Raw genomic sequence first — 24,199 nt, 5'->3', positions numbered from 1 at the left:
TTAAGGGTCTCTATTTTATAAGCTTTACCACAGGATTGTAGCAGCGTTAGCTCACAAGCTTGTGGCAATTACCACATTAAATCATCAGGAATTGCGTAATCTGCATAGGGATCATCTTCAACGACCACAGCTTTAGATTCATCCTGTTGCCACAGATAACCACACCACTGCGGCACCAGCAGTTTAACTCGCTCGGCTAACTTATGTGGTACTAAGTAACTCTTATCTTCGTAACGCACTATGCCTAACTGCCCTTTAAGCAATTCTGCCTGCAGTTTTTCATCTATGTATAAAGAATAAATTTTATTATCAAGAGTATAGTTAAATTTCACTTCAGCATAAGCTGGGATCTTAATCGCAGACTTAGTGAACTCTGTGATTAAACCGCGCACCTGTCCACGCTCAGATGCCTCAGCAAAACGTTGCTCATTTAGCACTTTATCTTTTTGCGCCTGCAACCGTTTTTGCTCGGCCACTTCTTGCTTAAAAGCACTTGAGCCATCATCAACTCGTGATTTTTTGTCACGGCGTTTTTGAGTCTTAACGTCGCGAACCTTTTGTTTACTGGCAAGCCCTGCTTTGAGTAGCTGCTCTTGTAATGCATTAGCCATGGATCATTACCTACTTAATTTCTATAAAATCAAAGTTCTCGATTTTGAATATCAATAATCTAAAACCAAACTACATTTTTGCGGCCAGTTCGCCAAGCTCTGTCATCGCTATACTGGCGCCGCCAAGTGACCAACCGCCATCGACCGGCAGCACAACTCCCGTAATATAGGAAGCTAATTCAGAGCCTAAGAATAGCGCGGCATTGGCGATATCCTGACCTGCGCCATTGCGTTTTAGCGGAACGGATTGGGCAACCTTTTGCTGTAATGCGGCGCTGGGTGCAAGGCGATTAAAACCTTCAGTATTGGCGATGGGGCCAGGCATAATCGAATTAATTCTCAGCCCTTCACAGCCCCACTCTAACGCTAAAGTTCGCGTCAGCATATCCACACCCGCTTTAGCCGCACAAACATGCACTTGCATTGGCATAGCGATCGAAGCCTGCGGCGCCGAAATCTGGATAATATTGCCATTGGGGCGACGCAGCAAAGGATAAGCCTGCTTTAGCACTTGAAAACTGCCGAGCAAATCAATGTCCATCACCGACTTAAAACCATTGGCCGAAAGCTTTGCGGCGCTGGCGGGGAAATTCCCCGCCGCGCCGCTGACCAACACATCGATAAAACCAAACTCAGAAGCGATTTTATCAAAACCGACTTCAAGGGCGCTAAGATCGCGCACATCAAAACTCACACCCAAATGAATACCGTCAGGATTGGCCTGTTGCAACTGCAATACCGCGGCATCAATTTTATCTTGACTGCGGCTCGCAACGGCCACATTTGCGCCAGCCTGTGCGAACGCAATGGCAATCGCGAGATTTATCCCACTGGTTCCTCCGACAACGACAACATTTTTACCTTGATAGTTAAACATCGTAGCATTAAACATGGGCGTTCTCCGTGAACAGTGAGATATGCACTCAGGGTGTGATTAAGTATTTTACTTTGTAATTCAACATACTATTTCAATTTTTATCAATCATATCAAGGATACCAACAAGCGATTCCAAGCCTTTTTTATTTAAACGACGGTCAAACGACTTTCAAACCGCGCTTTAGACGGCTAGTGTGGCGTCTATGCCAATGATTGGTGAATCGCTTGCAATGCTGCTAACGGATCGGCAGCTTTGGTGATCGGGCGGCCAATCACTAAGTAATCAGAACCCGCTGCTATCGCTTGAGGTGGCGTCATCACGCGGTGTTGATCGCCAGCATCACTGCCAACTGGGCGGATCCCCGGCGTCACGAGCTTGAAATCCTGACCTAACAGCGATTTTAACGCTGTCGCTTCTTGGGCGGAACACACCACGCCATCGAGTCCTGCTTGCTGCGTGAGCTTCGCCAAACGTTGCACATGCTCAAACGCAGGCACATTGATGCCGAGTAATTTAAGATCGTCATCACTCATCGAGGTTAATACCGTGACCGCGATCAGCATAGGCGCTTTATCGCCGTAGGGCAGTAAAGCTTTTTTAGCCGCTTCCATCATGGCTAAGCCACCGCTGGCATGTACGTTCGTCATCCATACGCCCAGCTCTGCGGCTGCGGCCACGGCTTTGGCGACAGTATTGGGAATATCGTGAAATTTCAAATCAAGGAATAAATCAAAACCACGATCATGGATATCTTTCACCAGTTGCGGGCCAAACAAGGTAAACATTTCTTTGCCGACTTTAAGGCGGCACATGTTGGGATCGAGTTTTTCTATCAGTTGTAAAGCATGGTTTTTATTATCGTAATCAAGCGCTACGAGGATAGGTTTAGTCGTCATCATCTCTCCAACGGGGTTACACAAACTGTGTATTCTTCTAATAGATTATTCGCCGTCTAGGCCTCGGATCCGTTTAATGCTGCCCCAGTTTTTACAGGAAGGACAATGCCAGTAAAGGGCATGGGAAGGAAAACCACACTCCTTACAACGGTAACTCGGACGGAATTTAATTTGTTGTTCAACAAGCTGCTCTAGCATAGTTAAACTTTGCTTAGCTTGCCCTTCTTCGGCTTGGCGCAAATGCATCTGCATCAAGTGTTGAAAACCTTTCATGGTCGGATGGCGATATAACGCATCGAGTACCATGGTCTCTGCCGCTTTAATCTCATCAAGACTTATCATGTGCTGCGCTAAGGCGACCACCACAGAAGCACCGGCGCCATCGGCCATGGCGCCCGCGAGTAATTCTTGAAAACCTTCTTTATCTTGCGTGTCGCGATAAACTTGTTTGGCCGTTGGAATCGCATCGGCAAAAAGCTCGATATCGGCTTTTTTCAGTTGCAGCAGCATTTGCTTACACTGGGCATAATCTTGAATATCGAGGAATTTTTTCGCTAGGGTCAATAATGCACGACCGCATTGGGGATCTTGCTTCAGCGCTTGTTGCAGCAGTTTAATTTTCTGCGCGTCATCACTGGCTTCATCGGCTAACTGGCAATAGAAATGCGCCGTTAACGGCTTTAAAACTTGCTGACGTTTACGACTCAAACGCTTAGTGATATCAATGGCTTTTTGCCACTCTTTAATCACTTGATAGATAGCAATCAGCTGAGTTTCAGACTCTTCACTGTGATCGTCTTGGCTGACCAAGTTGATAAAGATTTCTTCAGCTCTGTCATAAAAACCTGCTGCTAGATAATCTTTACCCAGCTCCATCATAGCGATGTCACGCTGCTCATTAGTTAATGTAGGCCGCGCGATTAAATTTTGATGGATACGAATAGAGCGGTCGACCTCACCTCGCTTACGGAACAGCGAACCGAGTGACAGATGGGTATCGATGGTTTCATCGTCAACATCTAGCATACTGATAAACAAATCGACGGCTTTATCCGATTCGTTCGACAGTAAGAAATTGAGACCAGTAAAATAATCCCGGCTCAATTGTTTACGTTGATTACTTTGATTCTGCCTTATGCTCCGTCGCCCCATATACCAGCCATAGGCGGCAGCAATGGGAAGCAACAGAAAGAGGATCTCAAGCATATTAGGCGTCTACATCCTGAGGGATTTTAGTGATCACTTGATTTAGTTTCTTTTTAGTTGCCGCTAAACTTAATTTCAAGCGGACAATATAGTAGCTAGCAAATAACCAACTCAAAATAAAACCAGCAAAAAAGACAATCGCTAAGACAACAGGTAAACGATATTCACCCTGTGCGACAAAATAGCTGATGGTCACCACTTGTTCGTTGCGCGCGCCAAAAATCAACGCCAGAATAAATAACAGTGCCACAAGCACAGTTGCTACAAATGATTTCACGCTGCACTCCCTAAACGCGTTTCAATTTAATGATTATCCAAGAAATTTACTAAGCTGACCAGCATTGCCTTGCAATAGATACAAAAAAGCCTCCTAACGGAGGCTTTTTACTATGCGGTCAATCACACATTAACGGCGTCAACACGCTCGCGCAGTTCTTTGCCTGGCTTAAAGTGCGGGACGTATTTACCTTCCAAATCGACTGATGAACCAGTCTTTGGATTACGGCCAGTCCGCGGTGCACGATAGTGAAGCGAGAAACTACCAAAGCCACGGATCTCAATACGATCACCGCTTTCTAATGTTGTTGCCATTTGCTCCAACATTTCTTTGATTGCGCCTTCAACCTCTTTCGCCGACAGCTGCGACTGCCTGGTGGCGAGTTTTTCGATAAGTTCAGATTTCGTCATCCTAGCTATCCCCTATTATCAAGCCAAACACAGTCGCCTAATGGGGAGAGATGTCTCCCCAAACAACAGGCGATTATTTACGAGCTGCTTTAAACGCTTCAGCCATTGCATTGCTAATAACAGCGTCATCTTGTTTGTTCAGAGTCGCCATTACTTCTTTCTCTTCAGCTTCGTCTTTCGCTTTGATTGACAGGCTGATAGAGCGGTTCTTACGGTCAACACCCATGAACTTAGCTTCGATTGCATCACCTACATTATAGACAGTAGATGCATCTTCGATACGCTCACGTGAAATGTCAGCTACACGGATGTAACCTTCAACAGTGTCAGCCAGTTCAACAGTCACACCTTTAGCATCAACAGCAGAAACAGTACCGTTTACGATAGTACCTTTCTTCTTGTCAGCCAAGTATGCGTTGAATGGATCATCTTCAGTTTGCTTAACACCTAAGCTGATGCGCTCACGCTCTGGATCTACAGACAGAACCACTGCATGGATTTCATCGCCTTTCTTGTATTCAGAAACTGCGTCTTCGCCAGTACCGTTCCAAGAAATGTCAGACAGGTGAACTAGACCATCGATACCGCCGTCAAGACCGATAAAGATACCGAAGTCAGTGATTGACTTGATCTTACCAGAAACCTTGTCGCCTTTGTTGTAACGAGTTGCGAAGTCATCCCATGGATTGGTCTTACATTGTTTCAGACCTAGAGAAATACGACGACGCTCTTCATCGATGTCCAGAACCAGAACTTCAACTTCATCACCTAAGTTAACCACTTTAGATGGGTGAATGTTCTTGTTAGTCCAATCCATTTCAGAAACGTGAACCAGACCTTCAACGCCTTCTTCGATTTCTACGAAGCAACCGTAGTCAGTTAGGTTAGTAACGCGACCAGTTAAACGTGTGTTTTCTGGGTAGCGTTTGCTGATTTCTAACCATGGATCTTCGCCAAGTTGTTTCAGACCTAGAGACACACGAGTGCGCTCACGATCGTACTTCAGTACTTTAACGTTGATTTCATCGCCAACATTGACGATTTCTGATGGATGTTTAACACGTTTCCACGCCATATCTGTGATATGTAGCAGACCGTCAACACCACCTAAATCTACGAATGCACCGTAGTCAGTCAGGTTCTTAACGATACCCTTAACTGCTTGACCTTCTTGCAGGTTTTCTAACAGTGCATCACGCTCAGCGCTGCTTTCTGATTCGATAACTGCACGACGAGAAACAACAACGTTGTTACGCTTCTGGTCTAGCTTGATAACTTTGAATTCTAATTCTTTGTACTCTAAGTGAGCGGTGTCGCGAACTGGGCGCACGTCAACTAGAGAACCTGGTAAGAAGGCACGGATACCGTTTAATTCAACAGTGAAACCGCCTTTAACTTTACCATTGATGATACCGATTACAGTTTCAGCATCTTCATAAGCTTTTTCCAGAACGATCCAAGCTTCATGACGTTTCGCTTTTTCGCGAGACAGTTGAGTCTCACCGAAGCCGTCTTCAACAGAGTCAAGAGCTACGTCAACTTCATCGCCAACTTGAATTTCTAAAACGCCTTGAGCGTTTTTGAATTGTTCAGCTGGGATTGGGCTTTCAGACTTCAGACCCGCGTCAACCAGTACCATACCGTTTTTGATTGATACAACAGTACCACGAACGATAGAGCCTGGACGGAATTCCAGAGTTTGAAGGGATTGTTCAAATAGATCAGCAAAAGATTCAGTCATGTTTAGGTTACTTTCTTTATTAAACCACTGTCCGTCCTAGACGTGGAGTCAGTCAAATTATCCGTATCATCCTTAATACGAATACCTATCCGGTGGGCTAACTTAGTTAGTGCCGGATAATTTTTGGTTGATAAAGTTAAGCGCAAGCGCTAGCACTTCATCAATACCCTTACCGCTAGTATCGATAATGAGCGCGTCCTCGGCGGGGACTAAAGGAGCCACCGGACGATTCATATCGCGGTCATCACGTTCGATAATTTCACTTAAAAGGCGCTCGATATTAACATCGAAGCCCTTGTCCTGCAACTGATTATAGCGTCTTTGGGCACGCTCTTCAGCTGAGGCGGTTAAATATAATTTTGCCGGCGCACTTGGGAAAACGACTGTTCCCATGTCACGACCATCGGCAATTAATCCTGGCGCCGTTTTAAAGGCCCGTTGGCGACGTAATAAGGCTTCTCTCACCCGTGGAAAGGCAGCGACTTTTGAAGCGGCATTCGAGCACTCTTGGGTGCGAATGTCGTTGGTGACGTCTTCACCTTCCAATATCACTTGAACCGGATCTTTATCATTGCCTGTTAGAAACTTCACATCCAGATGTGCCGCTAACAACGTGATAGACTCTTCATTTTCCAGTTCAACGTTATGATGAATTGCTGCAAGCGCAAGAACTCGGTAAATGGCACCACTATCAAGTAGTTGCCAACCTAGATGCTGAGCCAATAATTGACTAATTGTACCTTTGCCAGCACCACTTGGGCCGTCGATTGTGACTACAGGAGCCCGTTCAGACATACATTCCTCCGCAAAAAATAACCATCATCCGTGAGTTCATCAAGTGAGCCCCCGAAAATGAGCGCGCCGCATTGTACAACAAAAGACAAACAAAATCCGTGGATTTTTTATGAAGATTAGAAGCCGCACAAATACGGCTTGCTATTCTTGACATCGATGGTTGTAACAATGACGAAACAAACAGACTTAGCCTTGCAGGCTCGCAAACTGCTTAAAGTAGTCAGGGAATGTTTTAGAAGTACAATCTGGATCATTGATGGTGATACCGCAATCGGCAAATGCCAGCATAGAAAAGCACATGGCCATGCGGTGATCGTTGTAGGTATCAATTTCAGCGGTGTTAATAACGGCTGGCGGGGTGATTTTAATGTAGTCATTCCCCTCTTCAACCTCGGCGCCCACTTTTCGCAGCTCAGTTGCCATAGCCGCTAACCGGTCTGTTTCTTTAATACGCCAGTTATAGATATTGCGAATAACCGTCGTGCCTTTCGCAAATAGCGCGGCCGTAGCTATGGTCATAGCCGCATCGGGAATATGGTTCATATCTAAGTCGACGGCGGTTAATTGTGAGCCGCGTGCAATAATATAGTCATCGCCCCACTCGATATCTGCGCCCATTTTTTCGAGCACATCGGCAAATTTTACATCGCCTTGAATACTCAAACGACCCACACCCGTGACTTTGACTTCGCCGCCCTTAATCGCCCCTGCCGCGAGGAAATACGATGCCGATGACGCATCGCCTTCTACCAGTACTTTACCCGGTGAGATATAACGCTGGCCGGCAACAATCTCAAAACGCGCGTAGTCATGGTTAATGACTTTAACGCCGAACTGCGCCATCAAGGCGATAGTAATATCGATATAAGGCTTAGAGACTAACTCACCTTTGACATGGATATTGACGCTGCCCTTAGCAAGCGGCGCCACCATCAACAAAGCCGTTAAAAACTGGCTCGATAAATCGCCTGCAATTTCAACATCACCGCCATTAAGGCCAGTGGCATTAATCGTCAGTGGCGGGAAACCGTCATTTTTAAGATAAACAATATTGGCACCGAGTTGCCTTAAGGCATCGACTAAATCGCCAATCGGACGCTCTTCCATACGTGGTTCGCCCGTGAGGGTAAATTCACCTTGGCCTAAGGTTAAGGCGGCGCATAAGGGGCGCATTGCGGTACCCGCATTACCTAAAAATAATTCCTGCGCAGATTCAGAGGAAATCACACCGCCTAAGCCATCGAGTTCACACACAGTATTGTTTTGCGATAAACGGTAGTTCACCCCTAACTGCTTGAGGGAGGCCAACATGTGGCGGATATCATCTGAGTCGAGCAGATTGGTGAGCGTGGTCGTGCCTTGGGCTAAGGTGGCCAATAATAAGGCACGATTTGAAATACTTTTTGAGCCCGGAATATTAATTTCACCGCGGACTTGCACAACAGGTTCAAGACGTAATTGCTTCATGAATAAATCTTCTTTCTCTATAGGGCGTCATCATCACGATCACGCGGACTGAATACGCAAAATGGCAACTTCACGCTACAGCGCGTCAAGTTAAGATTACAAATAAAAGGAGATTGGGGCCTTGTTGGTGCTTCGTCGTTATAAAATTACCGATTGCCGCTAAGGATTCAACCGTTTTTTCAAGAAAAATGGCATTTTGGTCAGATTATTTGCTGAGATCAGTGTAAAAATAACAAAAACGCAAAATTTAAGCGGTTAATTTATGATTTAACCGTATTTTTGGCAGGCTTTTTTGCCAAGATAACTGGCGTGTAATCACAGTTTTCACTTTAATTACTTTACCTTTCCGCGCTATTCTAGCCTCCAAACGATAAATAACGCATATCTGATACGAACAATCACGTTTGCACTATAACCAGAAAGGTAGATGGAGCTATGTTTAACTCACTCATCGCAATGCCAGCGGACCCCATCCTTGGCTTGTTAACTCAGTACCGCGAAGACTCTCACCCACAAAAAGTGGATTTAGGTGTGGGCGTTTATAAAGATCCTACCGGCGTTACCCCTATTCTAAGCTGCGTGAAAAAAGCGGAAAAATTCCGTCTCGATACCGAAACCACCAAAGTATATATCGGCCCAACAGGCTCACCACAATTCAACACCTTGATGACGGAATTAGCCTTTGGTGCTGGCCACAGTGCCATTATCGCTAACCGTATCCGCACCGTTTCAACACCCGGTGGTACAGGCGCGCTGCGCGTGGCGGGTGACTTTATCAAACGCTGCAACCCGAATGCGGTGTTATGGGTAAGCGACCCAACTTGGGCAAACCATGTCGGTTTATTCGAAGCGGCTGGCATTACCGTTAAAACCTATCCTTATTATGACTACGATAGCAAGTCATTGAAATTTGATGAGATGCTTGCTGCATTATCGCAAGTCAGCCCTGATGATGTGGTGTTATTCCACGCCTGTTGCCATAACCCGAGCGGAATGGATTTAACTACAGAACAATGGGATAAAGTGGTTGCCCTGACAAAAGAGCAAGGCTTTACCCCACTGATTGACATGGCATACCAAGGCTTTGGTGATGGCGTTGATATCGATGCCTACGGCGTGCGTCAAATGGCGGCAGCGGTCGATAATATGATCCTTTGCAGCTCATGCTCGAAAAACTTCGGTTTGTACCGCGAGCGTATCGGTTCCTGCTCTGTGATTGCCAAAGATGCCCATACCGCCAATGTCGCGCAATCTGTGCTGCTTTATGTGGTTCGCTGTCTCTACTCTATGCCGCCTGCCCACGGCGCCGCGATTGTTGAGACAATTTTAGGATCGGCAGAATTAACCCAAGAATGGCTTGATGAGCTGAAAGTGATGCGCGATCGCATCAACGGCAACCGCGCCATTTTAGTAGATAAACTTAAAGCCAATGGCGTAAACCGTGACTTTAGCTTTATCGCCCGCCAAAAAGGTATGTTCTCTTTCCTTGGGGTGGCTCCAGAGCAAGTGGCGCGCCTACAAAAAGAATTCAGCATCTATATGGTAGGTTCAAGCCGCATCAGTATTGCTGGGATCAGTGAAGATAACGTCGATTACTTAGCCCAATCAATTGCTAAAGTGCTCTAAGCGCCGCTGAGTTTATCTGCACCGCTCACTCTGCTGTATTCCCGCAATAAAGGAATACAGCAGAGTTCATTTACCGCCTCAAGTGTTAAATTTTTCAATCATCCCACCCGATAAGTTTTGACAGTTTATTATCCTCTGTTGCATATCCCCGAATATGACAAGCAAGGTCACGTCTCACTGTTCAAGCATTTATTTTTAATCGTAAAACCACATTCTAGTGATTTTGACATCGCGGCTTTATCGCAATAAGCCACAAATTGTGAACTCGGTCGGCGGATTTCCATTTCATTAATCAGGACTGCGGCTATTTTCACTTTTTAAAGCCAACGCCACTGAGTAGATTAGTGGTCATCATAGAACTTGTGGATGTTCAGCCATGTTATTACAAGATAAATTAGTGCAAATCGTCACCAACCCGCTGCTTTCACCCAAGCAAAAATCCAACTATTTAGCATTAGAAGCGGAAGCCAGTTTGCCCTATATGTCGATATCGCCCGAGGTAAAAGCGGCGATGAATGACGGTATTATTTGCGACATGTTTGAAGGCCATGCGCCGTTTAAACCACGCTATGTGTTGCCAGATTATGCCCGCTACCTTCAACAAGGCTCTGAATACTTAGAGTTATCAGCGGCAAAAAACTTGGACGAAGCCATCAATGCCTTAACGATTCTGTATCATCACGTGCCATCGGTGACCAATATCCCCGTGTATTTAGGTCAGCTGGATGACATTTTGATGCCTTTCGTTGAAGGAATGGATGCGGAAGTCCTTTATCGTAAACTTAAACTGTTCTGGATCATGCTCGACAGAACCCTGCCCGATGCCTTTATGCACGTGAATATTGGTCCTACAGATAACATCGTTTGCCGCACCCTACTGCGCATTGATGCAGAGTTAAAACAAGTTGCCCCCAATTTGACCTTTATGTACGACCCCGCCGTCACACCGGATGAATTGTTGTTGCTTGCGACCACCAATATTTGTCAGTGCAGTAAGCCGCATATCGCGAATTACCCTCTGCATGCCAGTGCGTTTGATGAGCGCGGTTTTGGTATTGTCAGTTGCTACAACGCGTTGCCGTTAGCGGGCGGCGCCAATACCTTAGTTCGACTTAATCTTAAAGAAGTTGCGTTAAAGGCAAATTCTATAAACGATTTTTTTGATACTGTATTGCCAAATTACTGCTCACTCACCTTCGAGCTCATTGACGCGCGCTCGGCATTTTTGCATCAAGAATCACACTTCTTTGACAGTTTTTTAGTTAAAGAGCAATTGATTGATGAATCGCGCTTTGCACCCATGTTTGGTATTTACGGCATGGCAGAAGCCGTGAATATTCTGCGGACATTCACTGCAACTGATGCAACGAAGTTATCTCAACGAGATCAACACACTGGCTATGGTCATCAGACAGATGCAAACCAACTTGGCTACCGTATTTCAGCCACGCTCGATGCCATAGTGAAATCCACACCCATCGCGCATGGTTACCATGGGCGGGCACTACTGCATTCACAGGGCGGTATTAGTATCGACAACGATGTGACTCCTGGTGTTCGCATCCCCTATGGCACTGAACCGAATCCCATCGCCCATATTCAAGCCCTAGCACAACATCATCAGTATTATACGGCGGGGATTAGCGATATTTTGACCATAGATGAAACCGTGAAATCCAATCCTCAAGCCATGTTCCAACTGTGTAAAGCCGCGCTTGAGTTAGGTTTTAGGGAGTTTACCGCCAATGTCGCCTCTAACGATTTAATGCGCGTGACTGGCTATATGGTAAAACGCTCAGATATTGAAGCGTTTAAACAGTGCGGCTCGCGTCTTAATACCACAGGCTTAGCCGCAGAAGCTGCGGTTAATACGGGAATATTGCAACGACAAGCACGCGTTATCGCCCATGAACACTCCCCTTGTGTCTTTAAATAGACACACTATTGTCAGTCAGCTATTGCCCTTTTCATGCGTCGACGGGCCTGGCAGCAGGCTCGTATTATTCCTGCAGGGCTGCAACTATCAATGCAAAAACTGCCATAACCCACATACCATAGGCTTATGTGATGCCTGTGGCGATTGCATTGCCACCTGTCCTGACAAGGCACTGACATTGATAAGCACTAACAATAAGCATCAGATCCATTGGGATAAAGATCGTTGTAGCCAATGCGATACTTGTCTTACTGTGTGCCCGAAACAAGCTAATCCTAAAGTCACCCAATACACTGTTGAAGAGATCTTGGCTATTCTTCATCATCAGCGTCACTTTATTAATGGTATTACCGTGAGTGGCGGCGAGGCGAGCCTACAACTACCGTTTATTATTGCCTTGTTTCAAGCGATTAAGGCCTCAAAGCCGTTATCACACTTAACGTGCATGCTCGACACCAATGGCAGTTTGAGTCTAACGGGATGGCATAAACTACTGCCGTTTTTAGATGGCGCTATGGTGGATCTTAAAGCATGGCAGCAAGATACCCATAGGTACATTACCGGGCGAGATAACCATGCGGTATTCAAATCCATTCAACTATTGGCTCAACAGCAAAAACTGTATGAGGTGAGATTACTGCACATTCCGAGCATCACGGATTACGAGGACGAAATAGAAGCGCTAGCGACCTATTTACTTCTGCTAAGCCCAAATATGCGAGTTAAGTTAAATGCCTTTCACCATCATGGTGTTGTCGATGACGCACTAAATTGGCCAAGCTGTAAACAAGCCGATATTGAACGCTTAGCCGCAGCGCTTACAAAGCGAGGTGTAACCAATCTCGTGTTACCGTCCATCTACCTTTAACGACTGCAAAGCAAAATTTGCTCATAAAGCCAGCGCAGCGCGGGATCTTTCATGCTTTGACTATGCCAAACAAGGCTGTAAGCCACTTTGCCATATTCTATGGGTAAAGATTTAATCGTTAAGCCTTGAGCTTGGCTGGCGATGGATGCCCAGCGGCGCGAGCAGGTAAAGAGCAACTCACTGTGATGGCACATTAACGCCGCACTGCCAAAGTCTGGGACCGAAATGGGAACGGCACGTTTTTTAGATTGCTGGGCGAGCAAAATATCAAAAAAAGGCGTGCTCAAATCTGTGTCTGTAATGCCAATATGGCTAAAACTCAGGTAATCATCGAAGCTGATATGCGGCTGTTTAGCCAAGGGATGGGATGAATTCATCAGGCAGACCATTTCATCGCTGAATAAGGTTTCCCACACCAGATCGTCTTGAAGAGGATTAGGTTGACTCAGATCATGGGGTAACAGCACAAAGTCTAATGTACCTTTAAGCAATCCATCAAAACCAATATTGTCTTTACTGTAAATATCGAGGCGGATATTAGGAGCCAAGCTCAGAATATGGGCGCTAAGTTTGGCGGCCAGCAGCTCAAAGGTACTTTCCCGCATCGCAAGCGAGAAACGCCCCTCAAAATGTGCAGGGTTAAACGCATCCTGACTCATGATCTGATTCATATCATTGATCATCTGCTGCACGCTTGGCCCTAATCGTCTTGCCAATGGGGTTGCTACCAGTGAGTTGCCGTTACGATAGAACAGTTCATCGTTCAAGCTGTCCCTGAGCTGGCTTAAGGTTTTACTGACGGATGAGGGACTTAAACATAAACGTTCGGCACTGGCGGTTACGCTCAAGGTATCGAGCATCACATGCAAAGTGATCAAATGCTTCATACTAATCCGCGAAAGCTTGGCCAAATCCATCGGTGACATCCTATTGATTTATCGTGTATACGCATCTAAAGATACGTTCTTTTAATTATGATAAACAATAACATACAACTAACCCAGCATCTTACTCAGTAATGCGCGTCAGCTCACAGGCTTTCTCACAGCGAGTGTTCTTGAAGGCATCTGGTCTCAACGTCATCTTGCTTAACGCCATTGTCGATAAATTAAAGCTAACAAAAAAGCGAATGCATTTGAGCATTCGCTTTTGGGATGGCTAACTGATGATCAACATTCAATAAGCATAACGTTGATATTCAGGCAGAAAAGCCTAAACGCTAAGCGTCGCAAGCTAATGAGTAACTCAATACAGCTAAGCCTAGCTATGTTTGTTTGCAAACTCATTCATAAACTTGACCAAGGCAACTACGCCATCGAGTGGCATTGCATTATAGAGGCTAGCACGCATACCACCTACGATACGATGGCCCTTTAAGGCAACGAGTCCAGCTATTTGGGCTTGCTTTAGGAACTCACTATCGAGCGCTTCGTTGACTAATTGGAAAGTCACGTTCATTTGTGAGCGGTTCGCTGCAACAACCCCATTACGGTAGAAAGCATTACCATCAATGCATTGATATAACATCTGCGCTTTTTGTTGATTAATTTTTGCAATACTCGCAATGCCGCCAATGGACTTAAGCCAAGCAAAGACTTCAGCGGCGAGATACCAAGCAAAGGTTGGCGGTGTGTTGAACATAGAATCATGCTCAACGGCTAAACGATAGTCCATGATGGACGACTGCGGTAAACTCGGCAGTTTTAACATGTCATCGCGCACTATCACTATCGATAGACCCGATGGACCTATGTTCTTTTGCGCACCGGCGTAAATCAAGCCGTAGCGGCTGACGTCGATTTCACGGGACATGATTGTTGATGATAAATCGGCAACAATCGGCCAAGGTGAGTCTAATTCGTCAAAAATTTCGATACCATCTACTGTCTCATTAGGACAGTAGTGAACATAGCGATAATCGGCATCGATTTTATGTAAATCAGGTAAGACAACGGCATTGAGTCCATTGTGTTTTTCAACAATATTCAGACTATCAATTTGTGCTTCACCGGCCAGTTTCTGCGCTTCTGCTAACGCGGCTGATGACCATTGGCCACTGACTAAATACAGGGCTTTACCCTGTTCGCCGAGAAAATTATTCACAACAGCGGAGAACTGTCCACGACCACCGCCGTGCATAAATAGCACATGGTAATTTGTGGGGATCTGCATCAGTTCACGTAAATCGGACTCGGCTTGTTGTGTAAGCGCGATGAACTCTTTACTTCGGTGGCTGATTTCCATCACGGAAACGCCTTGGCCATTCCAATCAAGTAATTCCTGTTGTGCTTTTTTCATTACCGCTGCGGGTAACATTGCAGGTCCAGCACAGAAATTATAAATCGCGCTCACTGACACTCTCCTTAATCCCAACCATGATGTAGGTATTGATAAATACGAAACCATTCTAAAACGAACAATGCTATCAACATCAATGCCATTAAAAAAACGAGCGTCCAATTGGACGCTCGTTAATATGACACTTAATTACTCTTCGTCTTGCTCATCATCAGCAAGCTCGTCTTCATCTTCGTCCAACTCTTCTTCGTCATCCAGCGCTTCTTCAAGCGCCTCGTCGGCTAATTCGCCTTCGATAATGACAGGAACAATCGGTAAACCGTTTTCATCCAGCTCGACTTCATCTTCTTCAGTTTGGATTTCGTCGATACGTTGTAGGCCGACCACTTTCTCGTCGCCCGCAGTGCGGATAATCGTTACACCTTGAGTGTTACGGCCAATGATAGACACGCCGCTCGCAGGTGTACGTACTAAGGTACCTTTATCACTGATGAGCATCAGTTCGTCGTTAAGACCGACTTGAACAGCCCCAACAACTGCGCCGTTACGTTCGCTCACCTTGATAGAAACCACACCTTTAGTCGCACGGCTCTTCGCTGGGTATTCAGACAGTTGCGTCCGTTTACCGTAACCGTTTTCAGTCACAGTCAGAATCGCGCCATCGCCTTTGGGTACGATAAGCGACACGACTTTCTGACCTTCTTCTAAACGAATACCACGAACGCCTGTTGCAGTACGGCCCATAGGACGTAAGGACAAGACTTCTTCGCCGGTTTCAGGATCGGTTTTCACTTCGCCTGTTTCAGAATCACGTACTTTCTCACCAAAGCGAACTACTTTACCTTCGTTCGAGAACAACATGATTTCGTCATCACCGTTAGTGATATCGACACCGATCAGTTGGTCACCGTCTTTGAGGTTAACGGCGATAATGCCGTTTGCACGTGGGTTGCTATAAGCAGTTAGTGCGGTTTTCTTCACAGTACCGTGAGAGGTCGCCATGATGATGTACTTGTCCGCAGCGTATTCACGTACTGGCAGAATCGCAGTAATGCGCTCGCCATCAGATAACGGCAGCAAGTTAACAATTGGACGACCACGGGCCGTACGGCTCGCTAATGGCAATTGATACACTTTGAGCCAGTACATCTTACCAAAATCAGAGAAGCACAAAATGGTGTCATGGGTATTGGCAACTAACAGCTTCTCAACGAAATCTTCGTCTTTCACTTTGGTGGCCGCTTTACCTTTACCACCACGGCGCTGGGCTTGGTAATCGGTCAACGGTTGATACTTGGCATAACCTAAGTGCGACAGTGTTACTACAACGTCTTCTTCGTTGATCAAGTCTTCAAGACTCATATCGACTTCGTTGGCATTGATCACTGTACGGCGCGCATCACCATATTCTTCAAGAATTTGAACTAATTCTTCCTTGATCACTTCCATCAAACGCTCAGGACTGCGCAGAATAAACAGCAGACCCGCGATAAATTCGAGCAGTTCTTCGTATTCGGCGATGATCTTATCGTGCTCAAGACCGGTCAAACGGTGTAAACGCAGTTCCAGAATGGCCTGAGCTTGTTGCTCAGTCAGGAAATATTGACCGTCACGAATACCGTATTGTGGCTCTAACCACTCTGGACGCGCGGCGTCATCGCCCGCTTTTTCCAGCATGCCTTGAACGTGGCCTAATTCCCAACCTTGCTCAACCAATTTCACTTTGGCATCCGCAGGCGTGGGTGAGGCTTTGATCAGTGCAATAATCGGGTCAATGTTAGCCAGTGCAACCGCCAGCGCTTCCAAAATATGGGCACGCTCACGGGCTTTACGCAGTTCAAATACGGTACGACGCGTCACCACTTCACGGCGATGCAGAATAAAGCATTCGAGCATTTCTTTAAGATTAAACAGTTTAGGCTGACCATTGGTCAGGGCCACCATGTTAATCCCGAAAGAACACTGCATTTGCGTTTGAGCATAAAGGTTATTTAGTACAACCTCGCCCACTTCACCGCGCTTAATTTCGATAACGATACGCATACCGTCTTTATCAGACTCGTCGCGTAGACCGCTGATCCCTTCAAGCTTTTTATCTTTAACCAGCTCGGCAATCTTCTCGATTAAACGGGCTTTGTTCACCTGATACGGGATTTCAGTGACGATAATGCGCTCACGGCCATTATCTTCGGTTTCCACATCTGCCAGAGCACGCATGATCGCGCGGCCACGGCCAGTTTTATAGGCATCAATAATGCCTTTACGGCCATTGATAATCGCTGCAGTGGGGAAATCCGGACCAGGAATGTATTCCATCAACTGTTCAATCGACAGTGAAGGTTCTTCAATCAATGCCAAACAGCCTTTCACTACTTCCGTTAGGTTGTGTGGTGGGATGTTGGTTGCCATACCCACGGCAATACCCGATGAACCGTTAATTAACAGGTTAGGTACGCGTGTAGGTAATACTGCTGGGATCTGTTCTGTGCCGTCGTAGTTAGGGACGAAATCCACTGTCTCTTTTTCAAGATCGGCCAGTAATTGGTGCGCTAACTTATCCATACGGATTTCGGTATAACGCATTGCCGCCGCTGAGTCACCGTCGACCGAACCGAAGTTACCTTGGCCGTCTACTAAGGTGTAACGCAGTGAGAATGGCTGGGCCATACGGACGATAGTGTCATAAACAGCAGAATCACCATGGGGGTGATATTTACCGATGACGTCACCAACCACACGGGCAGATTTTTTGTAAGGCTTGTTCCAATCGTTCTTCAATTCACTCATGGCAAACAGAACGCGGCGATGAACCGGCTTTAAGCCGTCGCGCACGTCTGGTAATGCACGTCCCACGATAACGCTCATGGCGTAATCAAGGTACGAATTCTTTAGTTCGTCTTCGATATTAATTGGCGAAATAGATGATGCCAGATCAGTCATAAACTGCTCGTTCCCCTGAAAAATAGCCGACAACGTATAATCCGTATCATTGCCTAGCCCAAAAACGTGATTTGGCATTCTAACACAGTTATTTAATGTCGCCAGACCTATCATTATCGAATTGAGAGTCTGGTGGCTTAATAGATGAAAACACTGTCAATTTGGTCGTTTGTGCGATAAACAAGCGTTGAAATTCACGGCTTACGATGAGGAAAAATCGTCAAAGGGATAAAGTAAAAGGTCGATACGGAGCACAACAATTAACATAAAAGCAGATAACTGCTGAAAATTCACTCAACCACAAGGGCTTAGCTCAGTCGAGCACTTTGTTTATCAAACATAGTCGTTATAATAGCCGCACAATACAGCTTCTTCAGGTAATAGCATGCATCAGAATACCAATGTAGACCCACAGGAAATCGCAAAGTTTGAACGTATGGCCGAAACTTGGTGGGATCTCAACGGCGAATTTAAGCCGCTGCATCTATTAAACCCGCTGCGCTTAAACTATATCGATCAAACCGCTGGCGGTATTTTCGGCAAGAAAGTGCTCGATGTCGGCTGTGGTGGCGGCATTTTGTCTGAAAGCATGGCCCGCATCGGCGCCGAGGTTGATGGCTTAGATATGGGTGATGAGCCCTTAGAAGTCGCCCGCCTACATGCCCTCGAAACGGGCGTGAGCATTAATTATGTAAAAAATACTGCCGAGGCCCACAGCCAAGATCATCAAGCCTATTACGATGTGGTGACCTGCATGGAAATGCTCGAACATGTACCCGATCCACAATCTGTGATTAAAGCATGCTGTGACATGGTCAAACCCGGTGGTCATGTGTTTTTCTCCACCATCAACCGCAACATTAAATCCTACGTGCACACCATTTTAGGCGCGGAATATTTGCTAAAAATGCTGCCAGTTGGCACCCACGAGCATAAAAAATTCATTAAGCCTTCGGAGCTGATTGAGCTAGTAGATAATACCGATCTTATCTGTACCGATGCCTTAGGGGTAAGCTACAACCCATTGACGGGCATTTTTAAGTACACGCCTAAGGTTGATGTGAATTACATGATAGCAACGCGTAAGGTTGATTAATATGAGTCTGGCACAGATCAAAGGCGTACTGTTCGATCTCGACGGCACCTTAGCCGATACCGCGCCGGATCTGGTGCATGCCCTCAATTTAAGTCTTCAAGACGTCGGCATCGCCGCGCAGCCGTTAGCGGCCATGCGCTACGCCGCATCCCACGGCAGTTTTGCCTTAGTCGATGCCGCGATCCCTGATGCGGCAGAAGATCTTCGGTCTCAAGTACAGCAAGGGCTGCTCGCCCACTATCAGCGTATAAATGGCGATCACTGTGCGCTATTCACAGGCATAGCGGCATTACTCGACTGGCTCGAGTTAACTCAGCTGCCGTTTGGGGTGATCACCAACAAGCCTGCGCGCTTTACCCGTCCCTTATTGCGAAAACTGAATTTACACTTGCGTATGCCCGTTATCATTAGTGGCGATTCTACAAAACACCCAAAACCCCACACTGCACCTATGCTGTTAGGCGGACAACAGCTGAACTGTGCTCCAGAACACATTTTGTATCTTGGGGATGCCGAGCGAGATTTGCTCGCGGCCAAGGCTGCTGGCATGTTAGGCGGCGTGGCCCTATGGGGTTATCTGGGCGTGAACGATAAGCCGTTGCAATGGCCTGCGCACGCGCATTTTGCGAACCCAACTGAGCTACATCAAGCACTAATCGAAGCATTGACTTAACAACATCAACCAAAAACAGCGCCTACAATGCTCACGAATAAGGCATCCAATACGTAACTTCACTGACGAACATCAGTGTGTCAGCATACTATTTATGACCCACGGAAAAAGTCAGGCGGATAAAAGATCGGCACTCGTGAGCGATCGCGATCTAAAGAAAAGATCGCCTAAAAATCCCCCATGAGTGTGACACGCTAACCTGAAATTGAGCTTCAAGGTTAGTCGTTACTAACGCAAAATTTTATCCTCACGTTATCCACAAGATGTCCCCTGAATTCAGACTTGCAAATAGGGGCAAACCTCACTATCTTGTATCCCATATAATTTAAAACACCATATCTTGTGTATAGGTAACAATCAGACACACTAGAAGCTCGCCGCTTAATTGACTCGTTTGTAACCAGTCAGCTGTATTTAAGGGACGATTATTGATTGTTTTACAAGGATACGTACGGTGATTTTGCTCACCTAAATACATATAAGAACCAAGGCCTATCTCCAAATGAATAGCACTATGACAGTCACAAAACGCTGTGGCGATCGTGAGAATATCGATCTCGAAAAAATACACCGCGTAATTACTTGGGCAGCCAAGGGATTAAAAAACGTTTCTGTTTCGGAAGTTGAACTTCGTTCGCACCTACAGTTTTTCGATGGCATCCCAACCGAAGCTATCCATGAAACCATTATCAAGGCTGCGGCGGATTTAATTTCTCCAGAATCACCGGACTATCAGTTCCTCGCTGCCCGTTTAGCAGTGTTTCATTTGCGTAAGAAGGCCTTCGGTCAGTTTGAGCCGCCCGCATTGTATGCTCACGTGACTAAGTTGGTTGAGCTAGGTAAATACGATCAACACATTTTAAGAGATTACACCCGCGAAGAGCTGGATGTGATGGATACCTATATCGACCATTGGCGCGATATGGATTTTTCCTACGCTGCGGTAAAACAGCTTGAAGGCAAATATTTAGTTCAAAACCGTGTGACCCACGAAATCTATGAGAGCGCGCAGTTCCTTTACATTTTGGTCGCGGCTTGCTTGTTTGCCCGTTATCCAAAAGAGACGCGCCTGAAATACGTTAAAGATTTCTATGACGCGGTATCAACTTTTAAACTGTCGCTGCCAACGCCAATTATGGCCGGTGTGCGCACCCCAACGCGTCAGTTTAGCTCTTGCGTACTGATCGAATGTGGTGACAGCTTAGATTCTATCAACGCGACCGCTTCGTCTATCGTGAAATACGTCAGCCAACGTGCGGGTATCGGTATTAACGCCGGTCGTATTCGTGCCTTAGGTAGCCCAATCCGTGGTGGTGAAGCCTTCCACACAGGTTGTTTACCTTTCTATAAGTATTTCCAAACCGCAGTGAAGTCGTGTTCTCAAGGCGGCGTGCGTGGCGGTGCTGCGACCCTGTTCTACCCTATTTGGCACTTAGAAGTCGAATCTCTGCTGGTATTGAAAAATAACCGCGGCGTCGAAGACAACCGTATCCGTCATTTAGACTACGGTGTGCAGCTGAACAAAGTCATGTATCAACGTCTGATCAAAGGCGAAAACATCAGTTTATTTAGCCCATCTGACGTGCCTGGCTTGTACGATGCTTTCTTTGAAGATCAAAATGAGTTTGAGCGTTTATATCTGCAATATGAGCAAGACAGCAGCATTCGTAAGAAAACGATAAAAGCCGTTGAGCTGTTTTCACTGATGATGCAAGAGCGCGCCTCAACGGGCCGTATCTACATTCAGAACGTGGATCACTGCAACACTCACAGCCCGTTCGATTCAAAAGTCGCGCCGATCAGACAGTCTAACCTGTGTCTTGAAATCGCCCTGCCGACTAAACCATTGAACAACATCGATGATCCTGAAGGTGAAATCGCGCTTTGTACGCTGTCAGCACTTAACTTAGGTTCTATCAAAGAGTTATCTGATATTGAGCCATTAGCCGACCTCGCCGTACGCGCACTGGATAATCTATTGGATTATCAAGATTACCCTATCAAAGCCGCGCAAATCGCCTCGATGAATCGCCGTACTTTAGGCATAGGCGTGATTAACTTCGCTAACTATTTAGCGAAAAACGGCATGAAGTATTCTGATGGTAGCGCGAACGCTTTAACCCACAGAACCTTCGAAGCGATTCAGTACTATTTACTGAAAGCCTCAATGAACTTAGCCAAAGAGCAAGGTGCGTGTCCGTTATTCCACGAGACCACTTACTCTCAAGGTATTTTGCCAATCGATACCTACAAACGTGACTTGGATAAAATTTGTACCGAACCATTGCACTTAGACTGGGAATCACTGCGTAGCGATATCAAGCAATATGGCCTGCGTAACTCAACGCTGTCGGCATTAATGCCATCAGAAACCTCGTCGCAAATCTCCAATGCGACCAATGGTATTGAGCCACCACGTGGCCTTATCAGCGTGAAATCGAGCAAAGACGGTCAGCTAAAACAAGTGGTACCAGATTTCGATACACTGAAAGATAGCTATGAATTGCTGTGGAAAATGCCAAGCAACGACGGTTACTTACAGCTAGTGGGTATTATGCAGAAATTCGTTGACCAAGCGATTTCAGCTAACACTAACTACGATCCTTCACGTTTTGAAGGCCGTAAAGTACCCATGCAAACCCTGCTGAAAGATTTACTCAATGCTTACAAGTTAGGTGTTAAAACGCTTTACTACCATAACACTCGCGATGGTGCGTCGGATTCACACGATGACATCACCAATTTAGAGAAAGAAGATGACGGTTGCGCCGGCGGCGCATGTAAAATCTAGTCTTTAACTTTAACTTTAACGTTAACGGTTTTATAGGGATCCCTATTTAGTGGATCCCTATCCATTGGAAAAATAGCACCATGGCCTACTCTACCTTCTGTCAAACACCCAACGATGCCACCCGTGAACCTATGTTTTTTGGTCAATCGGTCAACGTGGCTCGTTACGATCAACAAAAATATGAAGTGTTCGAAAAACTGATAGAAAAGCAGTTATCTTTCTTTTGGCGCCCGGAAGAAGTAGACGTCAGTCGCGATAAGATTGACTACGGTGCATTGCCTGATCATGAAAAACACATCTTTATTTCGAACCTGAAATACCAAACCCTACTCGACTCGATTCAAGGCCGCTCGCCCAATGTGGCCTTTTTGCCGCTGGTGTCACTGCCTGAATTAGAAACCTGGATTGAGACTTGGTCTTTCTCTGAGACGATTCACTCGCGCTCATACACCCACATCATTCGCAATATTGTTAACGATCCTTCAGTGATCTTCGACGATATCGTCGTGAACAAAGAAATCTTAAGCCGTGCGACCGATATCGCCGCTTATTACGATCATTTGATCCAACTAACTCAGATATTCCATTTACTCGGTGCAGGAACCCATGTCATCGATGGCAAAGAAGTCATAGTAAACACCCGCACCCTGAAAAAAGCCTTGTACCTGTGCATGATGTCAGTCAACGCCCTAGAAGCCATTCGTTTCTATGTTAGCTTCGCCTGCTCATTTGCCTTTGCTGAACGTAAGCTCATGGAAGGTAACGCGAAAATTATTCGCTTAATCGCCCGTGATGAAGCCTTACACTTAAACAGCACTCAGCATATTTTAAGCATCATGCAAGGCGGTAAAGACGATCCAGAAATGGGTGAAATTGCTGCAGAATGCCAACAGGAAGCTTTCGATTTATTCTTCAAAGCCGCAGAGCAAGAAAAAGAATGGGCCAAATACCTGTTCAAAGACGGCTCTATGATAGGTTTGAATGAACAGATCCTGTGCCAATACGTTGAGTTTATTACTAATCAACGCATGAAGTCGGTGAATCTACCACAACCATACCCAGAAATAACCAATCCATTACCTTGGATGAAAAACTGGTTAGAAAGCGATGCAGTGCAAGTTGCACCACAGGAAGTTGAAGTCTCTTCATACCTTGTCGGCCAAATTGACTCCGCAGTTGATGGTGATGAGTTCCTCGACTTCGATCTATAAGACACTTAAAAGTGACGTTACAAAATGGCATTAAAACAGTGACATCAAAAAAACGGCCACAAAACCTGTTTGCGAAGGCGCCAATCGTGCGCCTTCAAGGTCAACCTGTGTTGCTCTTTACCGAGCAACAAGGCACTTTGCTGCAAGCGCTCGAAGCTAAAAAAGTTAAAATCTTCTCAGAATGTCGCAACGGTTTCTGCGGCGCCTGCAAAACACGCGTCATCAGCGGAAAAGTCAGCTACTTAAACGAACCCTTAGCCGAACTCAAACATGATGAATGTTTGCCCTGCTGCTGTGTGCCTACCGAAGATTTAGAGCTGGATCTATCACCTGAAGGTGCAGCTGTGGTCACCTATGCGTGTCAATCTCATCAGTATAAAGCCAGTTTGGCTAAGCCAAAGCAAACACAAAATGTAGCAAGTGACACACGCACGCAGAAACAGGCAGTGTTTGAAGACTCATAACGGCAAAACTCGATT

Annotated in this window: 19 protein-coding genes and 1 pseudogene; 8 read left to right on the top strand and 12 right to left on the bottom strand. The window is 46.0% G+C overall.

The annotated features are described in order from the left end of the window. Window positions 1-68: 68 nt before the first annotated feature. From L5L97_RS05555 to aroA, 9 genes and pseudogenes are all read right to left on the bottom strand, one after another. Window positions 69-611, bottom strand: coding sequence for a DUF2058 domain-containing protein (locus tag L5L97_RS05555; protein ID WP_006086757.1), 543 nt, complete (start codon window positions 609-611; stop codon window positions 69-71). A gap of 70 nt (window positions 612-681) precedes the next feature. Continuing rightward, a complete protein-coding gene (locus L5L97_RS05550) occupies window positions 682-1,503 on the bottom strand; it encodes an SDR family oxidoreductase (protein WP_028759878.1) in 822 nt (273 codons plus the stop codon). A 186-nt stretch (window positions 1,504-1,689) separates the two neighbouring features. After that, window positions 1,690-2,385, bottom strand: a complete 696-nt coding sequence (gene pyrF / locus L5L97_RS05545) for an orotidine-5'-phosphate decarboxylase (protein WP_011846776.1) — start codon at window positions 2,383-2,385, stop codon at window positions 1,690-1,692. Window positions 2,386-2,430: 45 nt separating this feature from the next. After that, window positions 2,431-3,591, bottom strand: a complete 1,161-nt coding sequence (gene lapB, locus L5L97_RS05540) for a lipopolysaccharide assembly protein LapB (RefSeq protein WP_113940394.1) — start codon at window positions 3,589-3,591, stop codon at window positions 2,431-2,433. A 1-nt stretch (window position 3,592) separates the two neighbouring features. Continuing rightward, complete coding sequence (locus tag L5L97_RS05535; protein ID WP_263167349.1) at window positions 3,593-3,868, bottom strand: LapA family protein; 276 nt, start codon at window positions 3,866-3,868, stop codon at window positions 3,593-3,595. A 122-nt stretch (window positions 3,869-3,990) separates the two neighbouring features. After that, window positions 3,991-4,278, bottom strand: coding sequence for an integration host factor subunit beta (gene ihfB, locus L5L97_RS05530; RefSeq protein WP_006081718.1), 288 nt, complete (start codon window positions 4,276-4,278; stop codon window positions 3,991-3,993). 73 nt (window positions 4,279-4,351) lie between these two features. Then, a pseudogene (rpsA, locus tag L5L97_RS05525) lies at window positions 4,352-6,022 on the bottom strand (30S ribosomal protein S1); the annotation flags it as partial. A gap of 99 nt (window positions 6,023-6,121) precedes the next feature. After that, a complete protein-coding gene (gene cmk, locus L5L97_RS05520) occupies window positions 6,122-6,814 on the bottom strand; it encodes a (d)CMP kinase (RefSeq protein WP_168827070.1) in 693 nt (230 codons plus the stop codon). A gap of 186 nt (window positions 6,815-7,000) precedes the next feature. Continuing rightward, entirely contained in the window at window positions 7,001-8,281 is a 1,281-nt protein-coding gene (gene aroA, locus L5L97_RS05515) for a 3-phosphoshikimate 1-carboxyvinyltransferase (protein WP_263181373.1), read from the bottom strand. 435 nt (window positions 8,282-8,716) lie between these two features. Here aroA and L5L97_RS05510 point away from each other — a divergent pair, with 435 nt between their 5' ends. The 3 genes from L5L97_RS05510 to L5L97_RS05500 all read left to right on the top strand — a co-directional run bounded on the left by L5L97_RS05510 (window position 8,717) and on the right by L5L97_RS05500 (window position 12,711). After that, entirely contained in the window at window positions 8,717-9,907 is a 1,191-nt protein-coding gene (locus tag L5L97_RS05510; RefSeq protein ID WP_263181372.1) for an amino acid aminotransferase, read from the top strand. A 376-nt stretch (window positions 9,908-10,283) separates the two neighbouring features. Then, window positions 10,284-11,843, top strand: coding sequence for a YjjI family glycine radical enzyme (locus tag L5L97_RS05505; RefSeq protein ID WP_263181371.1), 1,560 nt, complete (start codon window positions 10,284-10,286; stop codon window positions 11,841-11,843). Then, on the top strand, window positions 11,815-12,711 hold the full coding sequence (locus L5L97_RS05500; protein ID WP_263181370.1) for a YjjW family glycine radical enzyme activase: 897 nt from the start codon (window positions 11,815-11,817) through the stop codon (window positions 12,709-12,711). The genes L5L97_RS05505 and L5L97_RS05500 overlap by 29 nt, the downstream gene beginning before the upstream one ends. Here the strand turns inward: L5L97_RS05500 and L5L97_RS05495 are convergent. The 3 genes from L5L97_RS05495 to gyrA form a co-directional block, all read right to left on the bottom strand. Beyond that, window positions 12,708-13,628 (bottom strand): LysR family transcriptional regulator, encoded by a 921-nt coding sequence (locus L5L97_RS05495; protein ID WP_263167341.1) that lies wholly within the window; start codon window positions 13,626-13,628, stop codon window positions 12,708-12,710. The two genes, L5L97_RS05500 and L5L97_RS05495, sit on opposite strands and share 4 nt — an antisense overlap. 343 nt (window positions 13,629-13,971) lie before the next feature. After that, window positions 13,972-15,063 carry a 3-phosphoserine/phosphohydroxythreonine transaminase gene (serC, locus tag L5L97_RS05490; RefSeq protein WP_263181368.1) on the bottom strand — a complete coding sequence of 364 codons (1,092 nt, stop codon included), beginning with the start codon at window positions 15,061-15,063 and terminating at the stop codon, window positions 13,972-13,974. 135 nt (window positions 15,064-15,198) lie between these two features. Then, window positions 15,199-17,949, bottom strand: coding sequence for a DNA gyrase subunit A (gyrA, locus tag L5L97_RS05485; protein ID WP_028759867.1), 2,751 nt, complete (start codon window positions 17,947-17,949; stop codon window positions 15,199-15,201). A 385-nt stretch (window positions 17,950-18,334) separates the two neighbouring features. Between gyrA and ubiG the strand changes: the two genes are divergently transcribed. From ubiG to yfaE, 5 genes are all read left to right on the top strand, one after another. Next, a complete protein-coding gene (gene ubiG, locus L5L97_RS05480; RefSeq protein ID WP_028759866.1) occupies window positions 18,335-19,045 on the top strand; it encodes a bifunctional 2-polyprenyl-6-hydroxyphenol methylase/3-demethylubiquinol 3-O-methyltransferase UbiG in 711 nt (236 codons plus the stop codon). A gap of 1 nt (window position 19,046) precedes the next feature. Next, entirely contained in the window at window positions 19,047-19,718 is a 672-nt protein-coding gene (locus L5L97_RS05475) for an HAD family hydrolase (protein WP_263181366.1), read from the top strand. A gap of 502 nt (window positions 19,719-20,220) precedes the next feature. Further along, entirely contained in the window at window positions 20,221-22,509 is a 2,289-nt protein-coding gene (gene nrdA, locus L5L97_RS05470; protein WP_263181364.1) for a class 1a ribonucleoside-diphosphate reductase subunit alpha, read from the top strand. 80 nt (window positions 22,510-22,589) lie between these two features. Further along, window positions 22,590-23,720 (top strand): class Ia ribonucleoside-diphosphate reductase subunit beta, encoded by a 1,131-nt coding sequence (gene nrdB / locus L5L97_RS05465; protein ID WP_263172069.1) that lies wholly within the window; start codon window positions 22,590-22,592, stop codon window positions 23,718-23,720. 38 nt (window positions 23,721-23,758) lie between these two features. Beyond that, a complete protein-coding gene (gene yfaE / locus L5L97_RS05460; protein WP_263167413.1) occupies window positions 23,759-24,184 on the top strand; it encodes a class I ribonucleotide reductase maintenance protein YfaE in 426 nt (141 codons plus the stop codon). Window positions 24,185-24,199 lie beyond the last annotated feature (15 nt).

It is taken from the genome of Shewanella sp. SM71 (genome assembly GCF_025653905.1).
GTDB classification, from domain to species: domain Bacteria; phylum Pseudomonadota; class Gammaproteobacteria; order Enterobacterales; family Shewanellaceae; genus Shewanella; species Shewanella oncorhynchi.
This window is presented reverse-complemented; position numbering and strand designations above follow the sequence as displayed.